14 protein-coding genes and 1 other RNA gene are annotated in these 17,169 nt (G+C 35.6%); 12 read left to right on the forward strand and 3 right to left on the reverse strand.

The window, feature by feature from the left end:
• The first annotated feature begins 68 nt into the window (after positions 1-68).
• From asnB to L2586_RS23685, 3 genes are all read left to right on the forward strand, one after another.
• The gene (gene asnB, locus L2586_RS23675; protein WP_235295486.1) at positions 69-1,976 is read left to right on the forward strand and encodes an asparagine synthase (glutamine-hydrolyzing); all 1,908 of its coding nucleotides are present in this window, start codon (positions 69-71) and stop codon (positions 1,974-1,976) included.
• Between the two features lie 150 nt (positions 1,977-2,126).
• Positions 2,127-3,086: a GDP-mannose 4,6-dehydratase gene (locus L2586_RS23680; RefSeq protein WP_235295487.1), complete on the forward strand. Its 960-nt coding sequence runs from the start codon at positions 2,127-2,129 to the stop codon at positions 3,084-3,086.
• Positions 3,087-3,178: 92 nt separating this feature from the next.
• Complete coding sequence (locus L2586_RS23685; RefSeq protein WP_235295488.1) at positions 3,179-3,733, forward strand: hypothetical protein; 555 nt, start codon at positions 3,179-3,181, stop codon at positions 3,731-3,733.
• Here the strand turns inward: L2586_RS23685 and L2586_RS23690 are convergent.
• Positions 3,717-5,162, reverse strand: coding sequence for a pyridoxal phosphate-dependent decarboxylase family protein (locus L2586_RS23690; protein WP_235295489.1), 1,446 nt, complete (start codon positions 5,160-5,162; stop codon positions 3,717-3,719). The genes L2586_RS23685 and L2586_RS23690 overlap by 17 nt on opposite strands.
• 77 nt (positions 5,163-5,239) lie before the next feature.
• Between L2586_RS23690 and coaD the strand changes: the two genes are divergently transcribed.
• From coaD to L2586_RS23710, 4 genes are all read left to right on the forward strand, one after another.
• A complete protein-coding gene (gene coaD / locus L2586_RS23695; RefSeq protein WP_235295490.1) occupies positions 5,240-5,695 on the forward strand; it encodes a pantetheine-phosphate adenylyltransferase in 456 nt (151 codons plus the stop codon).
• A gap of 40 nt (positions 5,696-5,735) precedes the next feature.
• On the forward strand, positions 5,736-7,367 hold the full coding sequence (gene pruA, locus L2586_RS23700; protein ID WP_235295491.1) for an L-glutamate gamma-semialdehyde dehydrogenase: 1,632 nt from the start codon (positions 5,736-5,738) through the stop codon (positions 7,365-7,367).
• 909 nt (positions 7,368-8,276) lie between these two features.
• Positions 8,277-9,482, forward strand: a complete 1,206-nt coding sequence (locus L2586_RS23705) for an NAD(P)-dependent oxidoreductase (RefSeq protein ID WP_235295492.1) — start codon at positions 8,277-8,279, stop codon at positions 9,480-9,482.
• Between the two features lie 11 nt (positions 9,483-9,493).
• Positions 9,494-10,069, forward strand: coding sequence for a Crp/Fnr family transcriptional regulator (locus L2586_RS23710; RefSeq protein ID WP_235295493.1), 576 nt, complete (start codon positions 9,494-9,496; stop codon positions 10,067-10,069).
• Position 10,070: 1 nt separating this feature from the next.
• Here L2586_RS23710 and L2586_RS23715 read toward each other — a convergent pair whose 3' ends face one another.
• Positions 10,071-10,301 (reverse strand): hypothetical protein, encoded by a 231-nt coding sequence (locus tag L2586_RS23715; protein ID WP_235295494.1) that lies wholly within the window; start codon positions 10,299-10,301, stop codon positions 10,071-10,073.
• Between the two features lie 183 nt (positions 10,302-10,484).
• On the opposite strand from L2586_RS23715, the gene L2586_RS23720 reads away from it, so the two are divergent.
• The 4 genes from L2586_RS23720 (at position 10,485) to L2586_RS23735 (ending at position 15,894) form a co-directional block, all read left to right on the forward strand.
• Positions 10,485-11,270, forward strand: coding sequence for a 3-keto-disaccharide hydrolase (locus tag L2586_RS23720; RefSeq protein ID WP_235295495.1), 786 nt, complete (start codon positions 10,485-10,487; stop codon positions 11,268-11,270).
• A gap of 385 nt (positions 11,271-11,655) precedes the next feature.
• The gene (locus tag L2586_RS23725) at positions 11,656-13,587 is read left to right on the forward strand and encodes a tetratricopeptide repeat-containing sensor histidine kinase (protein ID WP_235295496.1); all 1,932 of its coding nucleotides are present in this window, start codon (positions 11,656-11,658) and stop codon (positions 13,585-13,587) included.
• Positions 13,574-14,314, forward strand: coding sequence for a LytR/AlgR family response regulator transcription factor (locus tag L2586_RS23730; RefSeq protein WP_235295497.1), 741 nt, complete (start codon positions 13,574-13,576; stop codon positions 14,312-14,314). Before L2586_RS23725 ends, L2586_RS23730 begins: the two co-directional genes overlap by 14 nt.
• Before the next feature lie 128 nt (positions 14,315-14,442).
• Positions 14,443-15,894 (forward strand): hypothetical protein, encoded by a 1,452-nt coding sequence (locus tag L2586_RS23735; RefSeq protein ID WP_235295498.1) that lies wholly within the window; start codon positions 14,443-14,445, stop codon positions 15,892-15,894.
• An 83-nt stretch (positions 15,895-15,977) separates the two neighbouring features.
• Here L2586_RS23735 and L2586_RS23740 read toward each other — a convergent pair whose 3' ends face one another.
• Positions 15,978-16,151, reverse strand: a complete 174-nt coding sequence (locus L2586_RS23740) for a hypothetical protein (protein ID WP_235295499.1) — start codon at positions 16,149-16,151, stop codon at positions 15,978-15,980.
• Positions 16,152-16,428: 277 nt separating this feature from the next.
• Between L2586_RS23740 and ssrA the strand changes: the two genes are divergently transcribed.
• Positions 16,429-16,799, forward strand: a transfer-messenger RNA (tmRNA) gene (gene ssrA, locus L2586_RS23745).
• Positions 16,800-17,169 lie beyond the last annotated feature (370 nt).

Below are 17,169 nucleotides of genomic sequence, written 5' to 3' on the forward strand. Positions count from 1 at the left end.
CTAATAAGATATTCTCATCTTACACGTTCAAATGTGGAAACCTAATTCATGAACTAAACGAACTATAGATGTGTGGGATTTGTGGAATAGTTGATTTTAATGAAATTCAAAAGCAAGATGCTAGACTAGAAATTGTTCAGCGGATGAATGCTGCGATGTATCATCGTGGTCCTGATGATGATGGCTTTTTCTCCAATGAGAAAGTCAGTATAGCAATGCGGAGATTAGCTATAATCGATCTCGAATCTGGTCAGCAACCGATCTATAATGAAGATAAGTCTGTAATAGTAATCTGTAGTGGTGAAATCTATAATTATAGAGCATTAAAGGAAGAACTCCTCGAAAAAGGACATGTTTTTACTACGGAATCTGATACAGAGGTAATTGTCCATCAATATGAAGAAGCTGGAGCTGATGTTTTTAGAGATTTAAAAGGTATGTTTTCCATTTGTATTTATGACTTGAAGAAGGAGAAAATACTCATTGGCAGAGACCGCTTCGGAGAAAAGCCGCTTTATTATCATAAGAAACATCACATCTTAAGCTTTTCCAGTGAAATCGAATCCTTGCTAGAACATCAATGGATTCAACGAAAATTAAATCTAGAAAGTTTACCTTATTACTTTAGAACAGCAACGATTCCCGAGCCTTTTACCTTGATAAAAAATGTGCAGAGTCTGGCGCCAGGGCATTATCTGGAAATCACAAAGGAAGGATTGTTGACTAAAGTTTATTACCGACCAGAAATCAATGGTGGAAGACATATTCGATCGGAAAAAGAAGCTGTAGATTTTATTAAACCTAGGTTAGAAAAAGCGGTACACTCACAGATGGCAAGCGATGTTCCGATCGGTGCATTTCTTACAGGTGGAATAGATTCGAGCTCTATTGTAGCATTAATGCAGAAAAACCAAGCGACACCAATTCAGACCTTCAATGTGAAATTTGAAGAAGAAAAATTTGATGAAAGTGTCATTGCACGAAAGGTTGCGGAGTATTGTGGTACCGATCACCACGAAATGGTAATACCTAATCCAACATTTACAGAGCAGATGTTCTGGGAATTAATAGACCATATAGGTTTTCCTTTCCGAGATAGTACGGCCATTTCGACTTACCTTCTCTCGAGAGAAGTTTCTAGTCATGTGAAAGTAGCACTTTCAGGTGATGGTGCAGATGAATTATTCGGTGGATACGATATATTTAAGTGGTATTTGAAAACACTAAAGTCGAAAAATACCCCAAAAGGATTAAGGAAATTATTTAAAAATAGTATCCAATCCGTCCAGGATTTACCCTTTTTAAAAGATTACGCTAAACTTTGGGAATTGAAAAGAGAGCTTAACACTTCTCTAGTGGATAAGGATGAGCTTCCAGTTACCTTGAGTGAAATATATAATATTGCTGAAATAGAAGAATTGATGGGAGGTGAAAGCAGCTATGCACTTTATCGACCCTTTACGTCGAATCCACTTAATCATCAGACCCTTCGACATATCATGTATTATAGAATGATGCATGTGCTTCCAGTAAAAATGTTGGTCAAATTAGATCGAATGAGTATGGCACATTCATTAGAAGTGAGAACACCATTTCTAGACCTAGACTTATTCGAAGCTTCCCTAGAAATTCCCGCGGACTTGCTGATCAAAGGCGGTGAAAGTAAGTATATCCTTCGTTCGATCATGAAAGATGAGCTTCCTGAAGAGGTCTTTAATAAAAAGAAATCTGGCTTCTACATCCCCATGCATAGGTATATTAACAAAGAATTTAAGGCACTAGCTACCGACTTGTTATTTGATAATAATCCATGGCCTAATTTTTTCAATCGAGCAACATTGATTAGGATTTTTGAAAATGGAATCCACAAAAAGAAGAGCGATGCTGTCCAGAGTGTTTTCCAATCAAGTCACCAACTCTGGATGATGATGCAACTGCTTGGATGGGCACGAAGATTTAAAATTGAAGTTGAGTAACCCAATTTGGTTTTCAATGTTGGAGATAAATAGCCTTTAGAAGATTCGCTTTAATAATTTAATGATATATTTAATAACGATAGGTGCTGCAGGAAGCATATCTAGTAATACTAACTTTATAGGCAAATAGAGGATACGAATCGATCTCAAATGAAAAAACATGTTTTAGTTACAGGAGGGGCAGGGTTTATTGGAAGCACGCTTGCAGAAGAATTGATAAAGGATGAATATAAAGTGACTGTAGTTGATAATTTTGATTCGTTCTATGATAGAGAAATTAAGGAAAGAAACATCACATGGTTACTAAAACAAGAAAATTTTAGGCTCATTGAAATTGACATTCAAGACTACAACAAGCTGAAAAGTGTTTTGCGTAATAATATTGATATCATCGTTCATATCGCTGCAAAAGCTGGAGTACACGAAAGTATTAAGGACCCTATTAATTGCCAGAAGGTAAATGTTGTTGGTACGCAGAATATGTTAGAACTAGCGAAAGAAATAGGGGTTAATCAGTTTGTTTTTGCCTCTTCCAGCTCAGTTTACGGAGTGAATCCGAATACGCCATGGAGTGAAGATGATAAGTCACTCAAGCCGATTAGTCCTTATGCTAGCAGCAAGTTAAGTTGTGAAATGCTAGGCCATGTATACAGTTCACTTTACGATATCAGGTTTTTAAGTTTGCGATTTTTTACCGTTTATGGCCCAAGACAAAGGCCAGATCTTGCAATTCATAAATTTGCCTGTATGATCGAGAAAGGTGAAGAGATTACGCAGTATGGCGATGGTAGTTCACGACGCGATTATACATACATCGATGATATCATCAATGGTGTTAAGTCGGCAATAGAATATGATAAATCAAATTATGAAATCATTAACTTAGGTAACAACCAGACTGTATCTTTATCTGAAATGATCGAAATCATATCTGATGTTTTTGGTAAGAAAGCGATGATAAAGCAACTACCTGACCAGCCAGGTGATGTAAGGGTTACCTATGCTAATGTTTCAAAGGCAGAACGCTTATTAAATTACAAAGCATCTACCAATTTTCGGGAAGGAATCGTTTTGTTTAGAGAGTGGTTCATGAAGAATGAAATAAGCTAGAGAAGCAAATTTCTAATGCTTTATAGGGGTTGATGTCAATGTTAACTTCCGTTTTTTTTAAGAAATCCATTGAATTCAAAAACGAATTCTGAATGAGTAGCGTTAAGAATGGTATGAAACGTATTTCTATAATTATAACATTAATATTTTCAAGTATTGCAACTACTTTATCCGGTCAAGAGTGGAAAGTTTTCCAATCTTACGAGGGGGATTTTTCGGTCATGACACCTGGAATGATGGAGCAGAAAAGAGCTACTATCACAACGGAGTTAGGCGATTTCGATGTTCATACCTTATTTTATAATTCTCAGGATACGGTATCGAACTACTTATATTTGATCAATTTTTATGACCTTCCTGAAGATATGCTTCCACCAGATTCCACGACCTTGGCGATGGAGTTCTTATTGAATACCATGGATCAGAGTGTTAGTGATCTAGGTGGTGATCTACAGTACAGCACGGAAGTTGAAATCGGAAATCATCCAGGATTAATGTGGAGGAGCAGATCAGATGAAAAAGTGGTGAAGAGTCGAGCCTATGTTATTAATAACAGATTCTACATGTTGCAGGTGTTTTCTGTACCTAGCAAATCCCTGAACGCTGATGTAGATAAATTCTTAGAATCTTTTACATTAAAGACTTAGTCCTTTCTAAGCAATCTTCTAGCATATCGAAACATTTCTCAACAGTGGAAACGTGGGTTCTAAAGCTCAATACTGCTACTCGAATCCATATTTGCTCATTAATAATAGTAGAAGAAAGGAAGACTCGTCCATCTTTGTGAATTTCTTTCATTAAGATTTTATTGAATTCATTCGCGTCTTTATTGATTGGATTATATCGGAATATCCCAACCGATAAGTCTGGTTCAGGCCCAATTTCAAATCCCATTCTACGCACTCCTTCTAGAAAATACAGACATAAGCCTCGTTTCTCTCTTAACGCATCTTGAAATACTTCTACGCCATATAATTGTAACGGAAGCCACAAGCGCAGTCCTCTAAAGTGCTTAGTTAGTTCTGGAGATAGATCAGCGGGAGAATATTCTTGATCATTTTCTACTGCATCCTGGAGGTAGCTTGCTCTATAGTGATGCGATTTGAGCATAGCCGCCTTATTTTTAATCAATACAGCACCTAGTCCATAAGCAAGAAACAATCCTTTATGCGGATCGATGACCAGCGAATCAGACCTTTCCATTCCCTTGAATTTATGCTTTAATTCATCAAGCATGATGAAGAATCCACCATAAGCTGCATCTACATGGAACCATAAATTATGAGCTTCAGTGATATCCGCAATTTTATCAAGTGGATCTATATTTCCTATGTTTGTTGTCCCAGCTGACGCAACGACTAAGAAAGGTTTTAGGCCATTTTTTAGGTCAATGTTTATCATCTCTTCTAGCGAATCAACCCTAATGTTATAGTTTGCGTCTAAAGGAATATTACGCATGTGACACTTACCTAAGCCAGCAATTCGAACCGCCTTATGCACACAATGATGTGTTTGTTCAGAAAGGTAGATGACCGCTTTTTCTACTGCTGCACCTTCCACTTCATGGTGATCTCTTGCGGCAGTTATGGCTATTAAATTAGCAATAGAACCACCAGAGGTGAGATTCCCTAATGCGCTGCTCGGATAACCACATACGTCTTTCATCCAGTCGATGACGCGGTTTTCCAGACGCACAGCACCTGGACTTCCAAAGTATAGACCTGCGTAACGATTGGAAATAGCGGCAATAAAGTCACCCATGGCAGTTGCGAATATGCCACCGCCAGGAATATAACCTAAGTGCCCACCGGAGGCAGGATTTAATCCAGGTAAGTCAACTTCTTCTTTGAAAATATGAAGGATTTCGGACAGGTCTTTGGATTGACCATTAACTTTTAGTCGATCAGGGTCTTTAGTTTCATCACTCCTAAAGCTCAAGTCTGTGTCTAGATTCTCTATAAACTCACCAGCATATTCTTCTAGATGATTCATAAACTTCTTACGCACCTCAGCGTTAGGTTCGAGGATAGTAGCATTATGTTCTAGTCTGAGAAGTTGTGTCCGCAATTCTTTCATTTGTTCATCTTTCGAAGGCTAAAAATAAACTGTTTACTATATATGCAGTACATTTAAGAGAAAATTTAAAATAAGAAATGAAGATTGCAGTATTCCCGGGCTCATTCGACCCAATTACATCAGGACATGTTGATTTGGTAAAGCGAGCATTGCCGCTATTTGATAAGATAATAGTGGCGATCGGAGTTAATTCACAGAAGAAGTATCTGTTTGATTTAGATCAGCGACTTTCGTGGTTAGAAGATGTTTTTAAAGATGAACCGAAAATTGAAATCGGACAATTTGAAGGACTTACGGCACATTATTGCAAACGAATAAATTCGAATTACTTATTAAGGGGATTACGTAATGCTTCAGATTTCGATTATGAAAAGACGATTTCGCAATTGAATTCTATTGTTGGCGATGATTTAGAAACTTTATTCCTAATCAGTCGGCCTGCATTTTCACATATCTCTTCGACGATTGTTAGAGAAATAATTAAAGGAGGAGGAGATGCAAGTCCCTTCCTTCCAGAGTCGGTTAAAGTCTAATTTTTTATACATTTGCAGCAACTAAAAAAAACAAAGAATTATGTCAAACGCATTTTTTGAGCCACCATTAGCGGTTAATGAACCGATATATGATTATGCACCAGGCACCGAGTGTAAAGATGAATTAAAACAAGCTATTCGTATTCTTAAGTCAACGGAAGTTGATGTACCGATGTTTATCGATGGAAAAGAAGTTAGAACTGGCAATAAGATAAGCATGCATCCTCCGTACGAACATGCATATACATTGGGTCATTTTCACATGGGTGATAAGAGCCATGTAGAAAGTGCGATCGATGCGGCATTAGCAGCGAGAAAAGAGTGGGGGAGTCTTCCATGGCAGGATCGGGCAGCAATATTTCTAAAAGCTGCTGATTTAATTGCTGGACCTTACAGAGCGAGAATGAATGCAGCCACAATGTTGTGTCAATCTAAAAATGCATATCAGTCAGAAATAGATGCTGTATGTGAATTAATAGACTTCCTTAGGTTTAATGTTCAGTTTATGACTGAGTTATATGCAGGTCAACCGGAAAGTGCAGAAGGAGTATGGAATAGACTAGAATATAGACCATTAGAAGGGTTTGTTTTTGCGATTACACCTTTTAATTTTACAGCAATTGCAGGTAATCTATGTGCGGCTCCAGCTATGATGGGGAACACGGTTGTATGGAAACCAGCTGAATCACAAGTATATTCAGCAGCGTTAATCATGGAGATTTTTATGGAAGCTGGGTTACCAGATGGTGTGATTAATATGATTTTAGTTGACGGACCTGTAGCAGGCGATGTTGTATTTAGTCATAAGGAATTTGCAGGATTGCATTTTACAGGAAGTACAGGAGTTTTTCAACATTTATGGAAGACGATTGGAAATAACATAAGTAATTATAAATCATATCCTAGGATCGTAGGAGAAACAGGAGGAAAGGATTTTGTAGTGGCTCATAATAGTGCGCATCCTGACGAAGTTGCAACAGCATTGGCAAGAGGAGCTTTCGAATTTCAAGGACAGAAGTGTTCTGCTGCGTCTAGAGCTTATGTTCCAGCGTCAATTTGGGATAAAGTTTGGGAAAAACTAGCGTCTCAGGTTAAGTCATTTAAAATGGGTTCACCAGAGGACTTTACTAATTTTATTAATGCAGTAATTGATGAGAAGTCATTTGATAAGATTTCTGGATATATTGAAAATGTAAAGAAATCTGATGATGCTGAAATAATTATCGGAGGCGGATGTGATAAATCTAAAGGGTACTTCATTGAACCGACTATCATCAGAGCGAAGAATCCGCGCACGGTAACAATGTGTGAGGAAATTTTTGGGCCTGTGCTTACAATTTATGTGTATGAAGATGATCAGTTTGAGGAGATCTTGAAGATATGTGATGAAACATCACCATACGCATTAACAGGTTCTATCCTAGCTAAAGATAGAAATGTTATCAATTATGCAACGAAAGCACTTGAAAATTCTGCTGGTAATTTTTACATTAATGATAAGCCTACAGGGGCAGTCGTAGGGCAGCAGCCTTTCGGTGGTGGAAGAGCATCAGGAACGAATGATAAAGCAGGGTCTATCCTTAATTTGTATCGTTGGGTTTCACCTCGTACAATTAAGGAGACGTTTGTCACACCTAGAGATTATCAGTACCCATTTCTAGGAGAGGAGTAATATTTTATATTCTGAAATATATCGGCATTGCAACACATTGTGTTGCAATGCTTTTTTATTTAAAAATATAACATACTTATTTTGCGTTTTAAAGAAATAATATCTATATTTATATTATTGTTAACTTGTTCTTTGAAATCATGCGGTTAGAAAAAGAAATAATTTATTAAATCTTCTAATATTGCTTGTTTGGAATTAAACAATCTTCTGATAATAGTTACCCTAATAATCCAATTTAACTAAACAAGGAATGCTTTTCCAGTTCGATGGGAAATAATAAATTCACTCTTCTTTTAATCCAAATTGAAAAGAAATAAATTTAAATTTTATGGAGCCGCCATACCTTATGTTGGCAAATTTAGATTTTTCTTTGCCACTAATTCCGCTTTTTCTGGAAGAAAGTTTCGTTTTATAACGAGGGATTTATAGTATATAATCCAACAAGAAATTGAAAAAATATAAATATCGAAACATTACCTCTTCATGAATGTTGAAAATGGTCCCATTAACTGTGAACTTGTAATATTAATGTATTATTCAGATCTTAAGTTAGTTCCTTAAAAAAATGCCTGTAATTCAGGTTGATTCAACATTAATCATATTGAGGTTTGTTTTCAGAAGAAAACAAGTAGTGAAATTTAATTTCACGCTCATACTTGTAAATGAAAAATCATATAGGGTCATGCTTTTGAAAAGTATGACCCTATTTTTATTTGATCTATTAGAATCATCGATCTGATTTGATTAGATTTTTTACGTTGTTTAATATTATTTTCTATTGAGGTTTAGTTCTTTACTTATTTATGTATCTTGAATGTCTTATTATGAAAATGAGGTGATTTTGGAATGGTAGTCAAATTGAATAATTATTTGATATACAGAAGTTTGTAATAATTAATTTATACGAAAATGAAGATTGGTGTTATTAGAGAAGGTAAGGTGCCATCAGATAGCAGAGTTTGCTTAACTCCTAGGCATTGCAGAATATTACTGGATAAAGGAATCGATATTGTGGTGCAGCCTTCAGAGGTGAGGGTGTTCAAAGATGACGAGTACCTGGCTCAAGGAATTAAGTTGCAGGAAGATGTTTCAGATCGTGATATTTTAATTGGTGTGAAGGAAGTTCCACTTGAAATGTTGATTCCAGAAAAGACCTATTTTTTCTTTTCTCATACTTTTAAAGAGCAAGTTTATAACAGAGGATTGCTTCAGGAAGTGCTGAAGCAGAAAATTAGGTTGATTGACTATGAAGCGATAACTAATAAGGATGGAATGCGATTAATTGCATTCGGTAAATTTGCTGGAATAGTTGGAGCTCATAACGGTATGTATACTTATTTGAAAGGAAAAGGTATGGATAAGCTGCCAAGGATGCATTCCTTCTTTAATTACGATGAGGCTAAGGAGTATTATAAAACCTTAGATTTACCTAAGATGAAGATTGTGTTAACAGGTACAGGTAGAGTGGCTGGAGGAGCTGCCCAAGTCCTGAATGATATGGGTATTATCAAAAAATCCCCTTTGGATTTTGTGGCGCATGATTTTAAAGAAGCCGTTTATACTCAAGTGAATAGTTTTTACTATGCGAAAAGGAAGGATGGACTTGTTTTCGATGATGTAAAAGACTTTTACACTAATCCAGGGGCTTATGATTCTGATTTCGGTCATTTTTTACCAATGACAGATTTGTTTATCAATGGAATCTATTGGGATAATAGAGCGCCAGCATTTTTTACAATAGAAGATATGAAATCTTCAGATTTTAGGATTAATACGATTGCCGATATCACTTGTGATATAGCTCCGTTAAGTTCGATACCAAGTACGATCAAGGCTTCTACGATAGATGATCCAATTTTTGGTTACGATCCCGTAACAGAGCAGGAAACTGAACCATATGAACCAGGTGTGGTGAATATGATGACTATTGATAATTTGCCAAATGAATTACCCCGAGATGCATCTGATGCTTTTGGAGATATGTTTTTAGAACATGTTATTCCAGAAATGCTGAAAGATGAAAGTGAAATGCTTTTTAAAGCCAGCATAACAACCAACGATGGTTATCTAAATGAACCATTTGAATATCTTCAGCAATTCGTTGATGGAGAATAAATTTTTAAATTATGACCGAAAAGGAAATAAATGACTTTTTAGTTGAACAATCAGGTTTGCCACTAGAAACACTACAGCCATTATTAGTCCGTGGGAAATTAAAGACTATTAAAAAAAAGGAATTACTTGCTGAGCCAGGAAAGTTAATCGAAACGTCCTATTTCCTGATTAACGGTATCGTTCGACATTTCGTTATCGACAAGAAGAAAGCGGAATTCACCAAACACTTTATGCGTGATCCTGACTTCGTGGTTTCTTCTATACCTGGATTTTTTCTAAGAACGAAAGATAATATCCACTGTGAAGCAGTTACGGATCTAACCGTCATAGAGTGGACATACGAAGATCTCATTGATTTTGCACTAAAGAATCCTAAGTTTTTTCACTTCCTGTTGAAGTGTATAGTGAATGCTTATAGTATAAAAGAAAAAAAGGAATTAGCCCTGCATCTACTTGATGCTAAAGAACGATATACTCAATTTTTGGAGGATTTTCCTGGAATTGCATATGCTGTACCACTTAGGTACATTGCTTCTTACTTGAATATAAGACCTGAAACATTAAGTAGAATTAGGGCAATTAAATAGTCTAGCTTGCTTTATTCAATTTTTCTATATCGTTTTCAACAAATTTGCTTCCATCCCATTTTCCTAACCATTCAACTTTCTCCTGGTAAGATTTTACATAAGATTTGTAAGCATCAATTGCTTTGTTCTTCTCAACTCTCTTGATTGTAATATTAGAGTTTGTTCCTTTGTTGATATTAAAGTAGTAGATACCTTTACCAAAATCGAATTTCTTTAAACTTCTTCTTGACATATTTTAGTATTTGTGACTAAATAGACCTGCGAAATTACAAATTTTTTTATGAAAATTCAATTATTTTGCTATAAACGTTTAAAATTCAATTAATTAGCGATCAACGAGCTTTTTACATATATAGAAATATAATATGTAACTGCTTGAATATTTATTCTAACTTTGGGAAATAAATAATTTCTCATGAAAAAGGTTCTTTTTGGTGTTTGTTGTATTTTATTTTTTGCCGCTTGTAAGTCTGGTGATAAAGTTTCTAAAACGGAAACACAGTCAGAATGGGAAGAATTATTTAATGGCAAAGACCTCACTGGATGGAGCCCTAAGATCGGTGGTTATGAATTTGGCGTGAACGCAATGAATACCTTTCAAGTTCACGATGGTGTGATCGAAGCAAATTATGATGAATATGACACTTTCACAACGCAGTATGGCCATTTGTTTTATAAGGAACCGTTTTCATCTTATCACCTTGAAGTTGATTATCGATTCAAAGGAAATCAAACGCCAGGTGGAGCAGGCTGGGCGGTGAGAAATTCTGGAGTGATGTTTCATTGCCAAGATCCTAAAACGATGACCTTGTCACAGTACTTTCCAATATGTGTTGAATTTCAGTTCTTAGGTGGTAATGGGAAAGTTGAAAGATCTACCGGGAATCTGTGTACCCCAAATAGTCACGTCGAAATAGATGGAGAGCTTGTAACTACGCACTGCATTAATTCAAATTCTAAGACTTACCACGGAGACGGATGGGTAACCTCAGGTCTAATTGTATATGCAGATAGTATTGTTCATCACTTAATTGAAGGAGATACCGTGATGACATACAGACACCCGATTTTTGATGAAAATGGAGCAGAAGGTAACTATCATTTAAAAGATGGTGAGCCTATGAAGTCTGGTTACATTGCATTGCAATCCGAAAGTAATCCTGTAGAATTCAGAAATGTGAGGATCAAGAGGTTGAAATAACGGATATTAGCATTGGTTGAAATTAGAATCACATCCTATTAGCACATTTGACGATCCCAACTATTTACTCAGATGCACTGACTGCTCATTAACCTATATAATGTATTAGAATGTTCTTATTTTAGATCATTATTCTTGGTTTCAGATCTATTTGGCTTTGTAGGCCATTAATAGAATTTCTGGACCTAAAAGGTTATATATGCGGATCCATTATTTGCGAAAATATTCAATGGTCTTAATGTTCATGTTGTTTTGCTGTTCATCGACATTTAGTCAGAAGGACAGGGAAATAGGGTTGATGGTTCAAGAATACTTGCAGGAGGATGTTGCTCAGAAAAAATACGATCTCATTCAAAGTTTGATGGAAGCTGATGCGCTACTTTCTTTGAATGAAGCAAAACAGCTCTCATTTTCCTTGAAAACAGCTGCGGAGGAGCAAAACCAACCGTTATTAAATGTTTTTGGAGATTTGATTCTAGCAGATGTGTTTTTCTATAAAAATCAGTTAGACAGTGCTATTTATTATTACGTTAATCAGGCTTTATCAGCAGAAATAGAGTCAGAAGCGATGTTGGCAGGCTTTGGATATGGGAATGCTGCATATTGTTTAGAAGCTAAGGGGCAGCTAGGAGAAGCTCTTTTATATCGTAACAAAGCAAAATCTCTGGCCCCGCTTTCAGGAGATGACAGAGTAATTGCAGATGCCTATTTTAATATCGGAAATCTCTACAGCAAATTTAATGAAATAGATAGCTCAAGTCTTTACCTCAAAAAAACGATTGAGCTGGATCGAAAAGTTAATAATATGCAAGGAATGGTCCATAATATTACTTTTTTGATCAATCAGTACATCAAAGGAGATAATTTTGAAGAAGCAAAATTACTTTGTGAGGAATGTGTCAGAGAAAGTGAGAATATTGCTTATAAACGTGGACTTGCAACTTGTTATCATTTATTCTCAATAGTAAATCAGAAAACCAATAAATTTGAAGAGAGCTTAAGTAACATCAATAAAGCCATCAAAATCGATCAAGAAAGAAATGACGCGACCAGAATGGGGCAACTTCTCATGACAAAAGCGGAAATTTATGAAAGCCTCAATCCTCAGGAAGCAGTAGAACTTTATAAACAATCTATTTACTCGAATAAATCAAACGATAATATTAAAGGCCAATGTGCTGCAATTCTAGACCTCGCAAATTATTATTACAAATTAAATGACTTTGAAAATTGCGAAATTAAGCTGGAAGAAGTAGCTCAATTGATTAAAGATTTTGATATCCAAAATATTGAAGTAGACTACTTGGATTTGAAATACGAATTATTGAAAAAGCAAGGACAACTCTCCAGCGCCAACAATATTCTTGAAAGGAAAAACAGGCTGATGCAGTCTAAAATGGAGGATTTAATTACGAATCAGACTTCTCAGTTGTCTTCTGGTTTTGATTTGTATAAAGTAGAGAAGGAATTAGATAGGTTAGCATTAGAACATGAGATTAGTCAATTAAGAGACCAAAGAAAAAAGAATATATATATCCTGCTGGGGTTGAGTTTTCTGTTTACAACGTTAATTGCCTATTTCGCATTTCAAAATCAAAAAAACAAAAATGCAGTCCTTCGAAAAAATACAGAAGAAGAAAAGCTTAAATTGAATTATCTGGTACTTGAGAAGGAAATGGATGCCTTACGTTCACAAATGAATCCACATTTTTTGTTCAATAGCCTTAATAGTATCAATGATTACATCATGCATTCTAATCCAAAGTTAGCCTCTAACTACTTGGCGAAATTTTCCAAATTAATGCGGACCATTTTAAATAATTCGAAAAATAAGTTCGTATCACTGGACGATGAATTAAAAGCCATCTCATTGTATTTGGAAATGGAGAAATTGAGGTTTAAGGACAAATTTGATTTTGAGATAAGTTTGCCGGATGAAGATCATTTAGGTCAATTTTTAATCCCATCCATGTTGATACAGCCATATGTTGAAAATGCAGTCAAGCATGGTATGATGCATTCAGAAACGAAAGGCTTTATCTTAGTTAAACTTGTACTGTTGGACAACGGGCGTCTGGAAATTACAGTGAAAGACAATGGCATTGGAAGAGCAAATGCTGCACTTTTGAAGCAGGCAAAAGACCCGAAGAGAAAATCATTAGGCCATGAAATCACTAATAGCAGAATAGAGCTTTTAAATCAGATTTATAATGTGGACGCTAAGTTAAACTACCGAGATCTTGAAAATCCCACGGGCACTGAAGTAATTATATCATTAACACCAATTTCGAAACACCAGCAAAATGCAAAAAGTTAGAGCACTTATTATAGATGATGAGGATCACTGCAGATCTACTTTGGCCAAACAAATTGAATGGTATTGCCCACAAGTGGATGTTGTCGGCGAAGGGAAATCTGCTTCGGAAGCAAGAATCTTAATCAAGGACTTGGATCCGGATTTGGTTTTTCTTGATATTGAAATGCCTTCAGAGTCAGGCTTTGACTTATTGAAAAGTCTAGATAGAATCAAGTTCAAATTGATATTTACAACAGCCTTCGATGAATATGCTTTAGAAGCTTTTAAGGTCAATGCTATCGCCTACTTGTTGAAACCTATTGAAGGTCAAGAATTAGCTGATGCCCTAGAAAAAATTACTGTAGAAAAACAGGATGAAGTTGGTCAAAGGCTTGAATCGCTGATGAAATTTTTAGCAGAAAAGGACCATATAAAGAAGGTGGCTTTGCCAGTTTTGGAAGGATTGCAATTTGTACTTATTGATGACATCGTAAGAGGGGAGGCGAGCGGAAATTATAGCACTGTATATATGAAAAATGGGTCGAGTTTATTCATTTCTAAAACCTTGAAGTACATTTTAGAAGCTATTAATCACTCTAAGTTTATTCGTGTTCATCAATCTCACTTTATAAATATGGATTACATACATAAATATATCCGAGGTAAAAACGGTCAGATTATTTTGGATAATGGAACAGCCATTCCAGTAAGTCGATCTAAGAAGGATGAGTTTTTAGATTTGTTTTAATTTGTGAACGCCATATTTAGGTGTCAATTTTCAGAATAAGAAGTCAAATGACCTAACTACACATTAGGTCTTTAATAACAAATTGTTTGATCATATTTTAGAAGAAATTCTTTTAAAATATTTATGTTATGACACTCAGCAAATCATTATTCACACTTCTACTCAGTCTTTTTATGGCCAGCCAATTGTGTTCGCAAGTTTATATTAATAGGAATAGTCCAGTTACAAGTTCAGAAGTTTTTGGAATGAGTAGAACGATATCTGGAGGTATATTAGCCAATAAGTTTGGAGGGATGTATATCGAAACAAATGGTGCAAGTAATGGTAAGCCATTTTATGGTTATGCGATAAACAATACGGTGAAAGCCTATAATTATTTTGACGGAGGAGATAATGGAGTGCATTTATATAATGGAAAGTTATTATTGTCAATGTGGCCAGACTCTCTGCAATATGATTTAGGGGATGATGTGAGACTTTTTTATGATGGTGCCAAATTAGAGTTTGGTAAAAATGGAAATACATTTCTTGGCAAGGGAGTAACACCACAGGATGTTTCTACAAATATTGCCAATTCGGTTTTTGGATGGCTTGCTGGTGCTCAGCTAGAATCCGGCGTTAACAACACATTAATAGGATTCAGAAGTGGTGAAAAAATCTCTGGAGGTGACTGGAATACGATTATTGGTTCTGAAAGTGCGAATTTATTAACGTCAGGATTTAGGAATACAATGATTGGATATCGGGCAGGCTGGAATGCTAGTGGTACGGGTTCAGGAAATGTATTTATTGGAAATCGGGCAGGAGAGGGCAGTCGGAGCAGTAATAGATTAATCATTTCAAATTCAGAAACAACAACACCGTTGATAGATGGGGATTTTGATGACCCAGAATTGAAAATAAATGGAGACGCGAGGGTAGAAGGGGAGACGGTTCTAAATGGAGAAACAACAGTTAATGGTAATATAGGTGTGATCGGTCAGTCTTTTCAGCAATCTTCTATTTTAAATGGAACCTCTCCATTTATAGATTTTAAGCCAGGAGGTAATTCAAAGTTTTATATCCAATACAAGCCTAGTGGTGACGAGTTTATTATTCATCGAACGGGACATGGAGATGTAATGCGTATAAAAAATGATGGAAGTATTTATATTCCGGACTTAGCGGGCAGTTCAGCAGGTGAAGTTGGAGTAAATGCTTCAGGTAAGTTGTATAAAAATGATTACCCAACTGAATATGAATATTATTTCCTTGAAGAGCTAAATACACCTTTTGCGTCTGATGCGAATATGATCGTTGCTAAAGATTTAAGAGAAGGAGATCTATTGACTCAAATGGTTATTCGTTCACAATGGAGTTATGTTCCTATTAGCGAAAATCCTACTGCTGTTGCTTTTTACAAAATGAACAAAGTAACCAGAGTGGCTGAACAAATTGGGGTCATCGATGATCTTCCGAATACAACACACAATCAAGAATTCTCAACAAGCATTAATCACATTGTAGATACTGATTCTAATATGTATTATTTCTTAGTTCATGAGGATTCTAGATATACTTATCTGAAGTTGATAAAATAGGGATTTAGAAGGAGGTTTTTGTTGGAGAGAAAAAGAGTGCATTCATCATCTATTGAATTGTAGATGATGAATGCTAGATTTTATTAGTTTAAATTTAAATATGGTTCAAGCAATTCGCTATTTAGCACATTCAAAATACCTTTTTCGTAATCTTTAGCTAGACGTTCTGTTTTGATTCTTGATTTTGCAGAGGATTTGTTATACGTTATTGATGCCCAGTTTTCATTTACATCAATGATTTTTACATTAATTTTCATTTGTAGAATTTAAAAGTTAAAAAAAAGATTGAACAAAATTCACCCTGATGAAAAAAAATAGCACAGAACGCTAAAAAAGGGAAAAGATGCAAGTTTCCTGAAATATTCAGGTGTACATATTTGTTACAACTATATCAACTGAAATAGAAGCGTTTAAGTTCCTTGGTTATTGGAAATTTAGAATAATCTTCAATTTAGATAAATTATAGTGAACGTTTTCCTACTTTCGTTGGTTAATGTAAGGGCTTTAAAGAAAGTTTTTTATTATTTGAAATATGGGGCTGAATGGTATCGACAGGAAGGTTGATCAGTTAGTAAGCATGCAGGGGAAAGATTGTTCACTCCTTAAAAATGACAATCAAACCATAATTGGCGAAAATAGATTCGCATTAGCGGCATAATCTAGGATTATAAAGCTTTTTGGGGACTACGTTTGATGTCTGATACACAACGTACATTCCCCATCAAACCGAATTCAGGCTAGGAGTTAGTTTCGCTTTGGATTAATTCCGAAATTAAAGAAGATAAGCTGAGGGCAAGGTTGCTTGTACATCTACCCGAGGATTAAAATTAAAGTATAAGCTAAGCATGTAGAAGGCTCTCTGAGGCTTTGTCTGGACCTGGGTTCGAATCCCAGCAGCTCCACCAGGGAATCAAATTATTGATTTCAAATACGAATGGCGAATTAAATCCAAGCTTGCTTGGAAATTTAATTCGCCATTCGTATTTCAACGCTGTTGCGTTGAATAAAGAAATCAATAATTTGATTTTAATCTTCGGGAGTACTTGGGATCAACGGAACGAAGTGGAGTTAATCCTAAGCTTGAAAATTTAATTCGCCATTTGTGTTTCAACACTATGGTGTTGAATAAAGAAATCAAAAATTTGATCTTAATCTTCGGGAGTACTTGGGATCAACGGAACGAAGTGGAGTTAATCCTAAGCTTGAAAATTTAATTCGCCATTTGTGTTTCAACGCTGTTGCGTTGAATAAAGAAATCAATAATTTGATTTTAAT

It is taken from the genome of Portibacter lacus, from assembly GCF_021533215.1.
Taxonomy (GTDB): domain Bacteria; phylum Bacteroidota; class Bacteroidia; order Chitinophagales; family Saprospiraceae; genus Portibacter; species Portibacter lacus.

What these genes read in the sequence shown, in the direction of transcription:
- asnB (WP_235295486.1), top strand. Translation starts at nt 69, where the DNA reads ATGTGTGGGATTTGTGGAATAGTTGATTTTAATGAAATTCAAAAGCAA.
- L2586_RS23705 (WP_235295492.1), top strand. Translation starts at nt 8,277, where the DNA reads ATGAAGATTGGTGTTATTAGAGAAGGTAAGGTGCCATCAGATAGCAGA.
- L2586_RS23690 (WP_235295489.1), bottom strand. Translation starts at nt 5,162, where the DNA reads ATGAAAGAATTGCGGACACAACTTCTCAGACTAGAACATAATGCTACT.
- L2586_RS23685 (WP_235295488.1), top strand. Translation starts at nt 3,179, where the DNA reads ATGAGTAGCGTTAAGAATGGTATGAAACGTATTTCTATAATTATAACA.
- L2586_RS23710 (WP_235295493.1), top strand. Translation starts at nt 9,494, where the DNA reads ATGACCGAAAAGGAAATAAATGACTTTTTAGTTGAACAATCAGGTTTG.
- pruA (WP_235295491.1), top strand. Translation starts at nt 5,736, where the DNA reads ATGTCAAACGCATTTTTTGAGCCACCATTAGCGGTTAATGAACCGATA.
- coaD (WP_235295490.1), top strand. Translation starts at nt 5,240, where the DNA reads ATGAAGATTGCAGTATTCCCGGGCTCATTCGACCCAATTACATCAGGA.
- L2586_RS23720 (WP_235295495.1), top strand. Translation starts at nt 10,485, where the DNA reads ATGAAAAAGGTTCTTTTTGGTGTTTGTTGTATTTTATTTTTTGCCGCT.
- L2586_RS23740 (WP_235295499.1), bottom strand. Translation starts at nt 16,151, where the DNA reads ATGAAAATTAATGTAAAAATCATTGATGTAAATGAAAACTGGGCATCA.
- L2586_RS23735 (WP_235295498.1), top strand. Translation starts at nt 14,443, where the DNA reads ATGACACTCAGCAAATCATTATTCACACTTCTACTCAGTCTTTTTATG.
- L2586_RS23715 (WP_235295494.1), bottom strand. Translation starts at nt 10,301, where the DNA reads ATGTCAAGAAGAAGTTTAAAGAAATTCGATTTTGGTAAAGGTATCTAC.
- L2586_RS23730 (WP_235295497.1), top strand. Translation starts at nt 13,574, where the DNA reads ATGCAAAAAGTTAGAGCACTTATTATAGATGATGAGGATCACTGCAGA.
- L2586_RS23680 (WP_235295487.1), top strand. Translation starts at nt 2,127, where the DNA reads ATGAAAAAACATGTTTTAGTTACAGGAGGGGCAGGGTTTATTGGAAGC.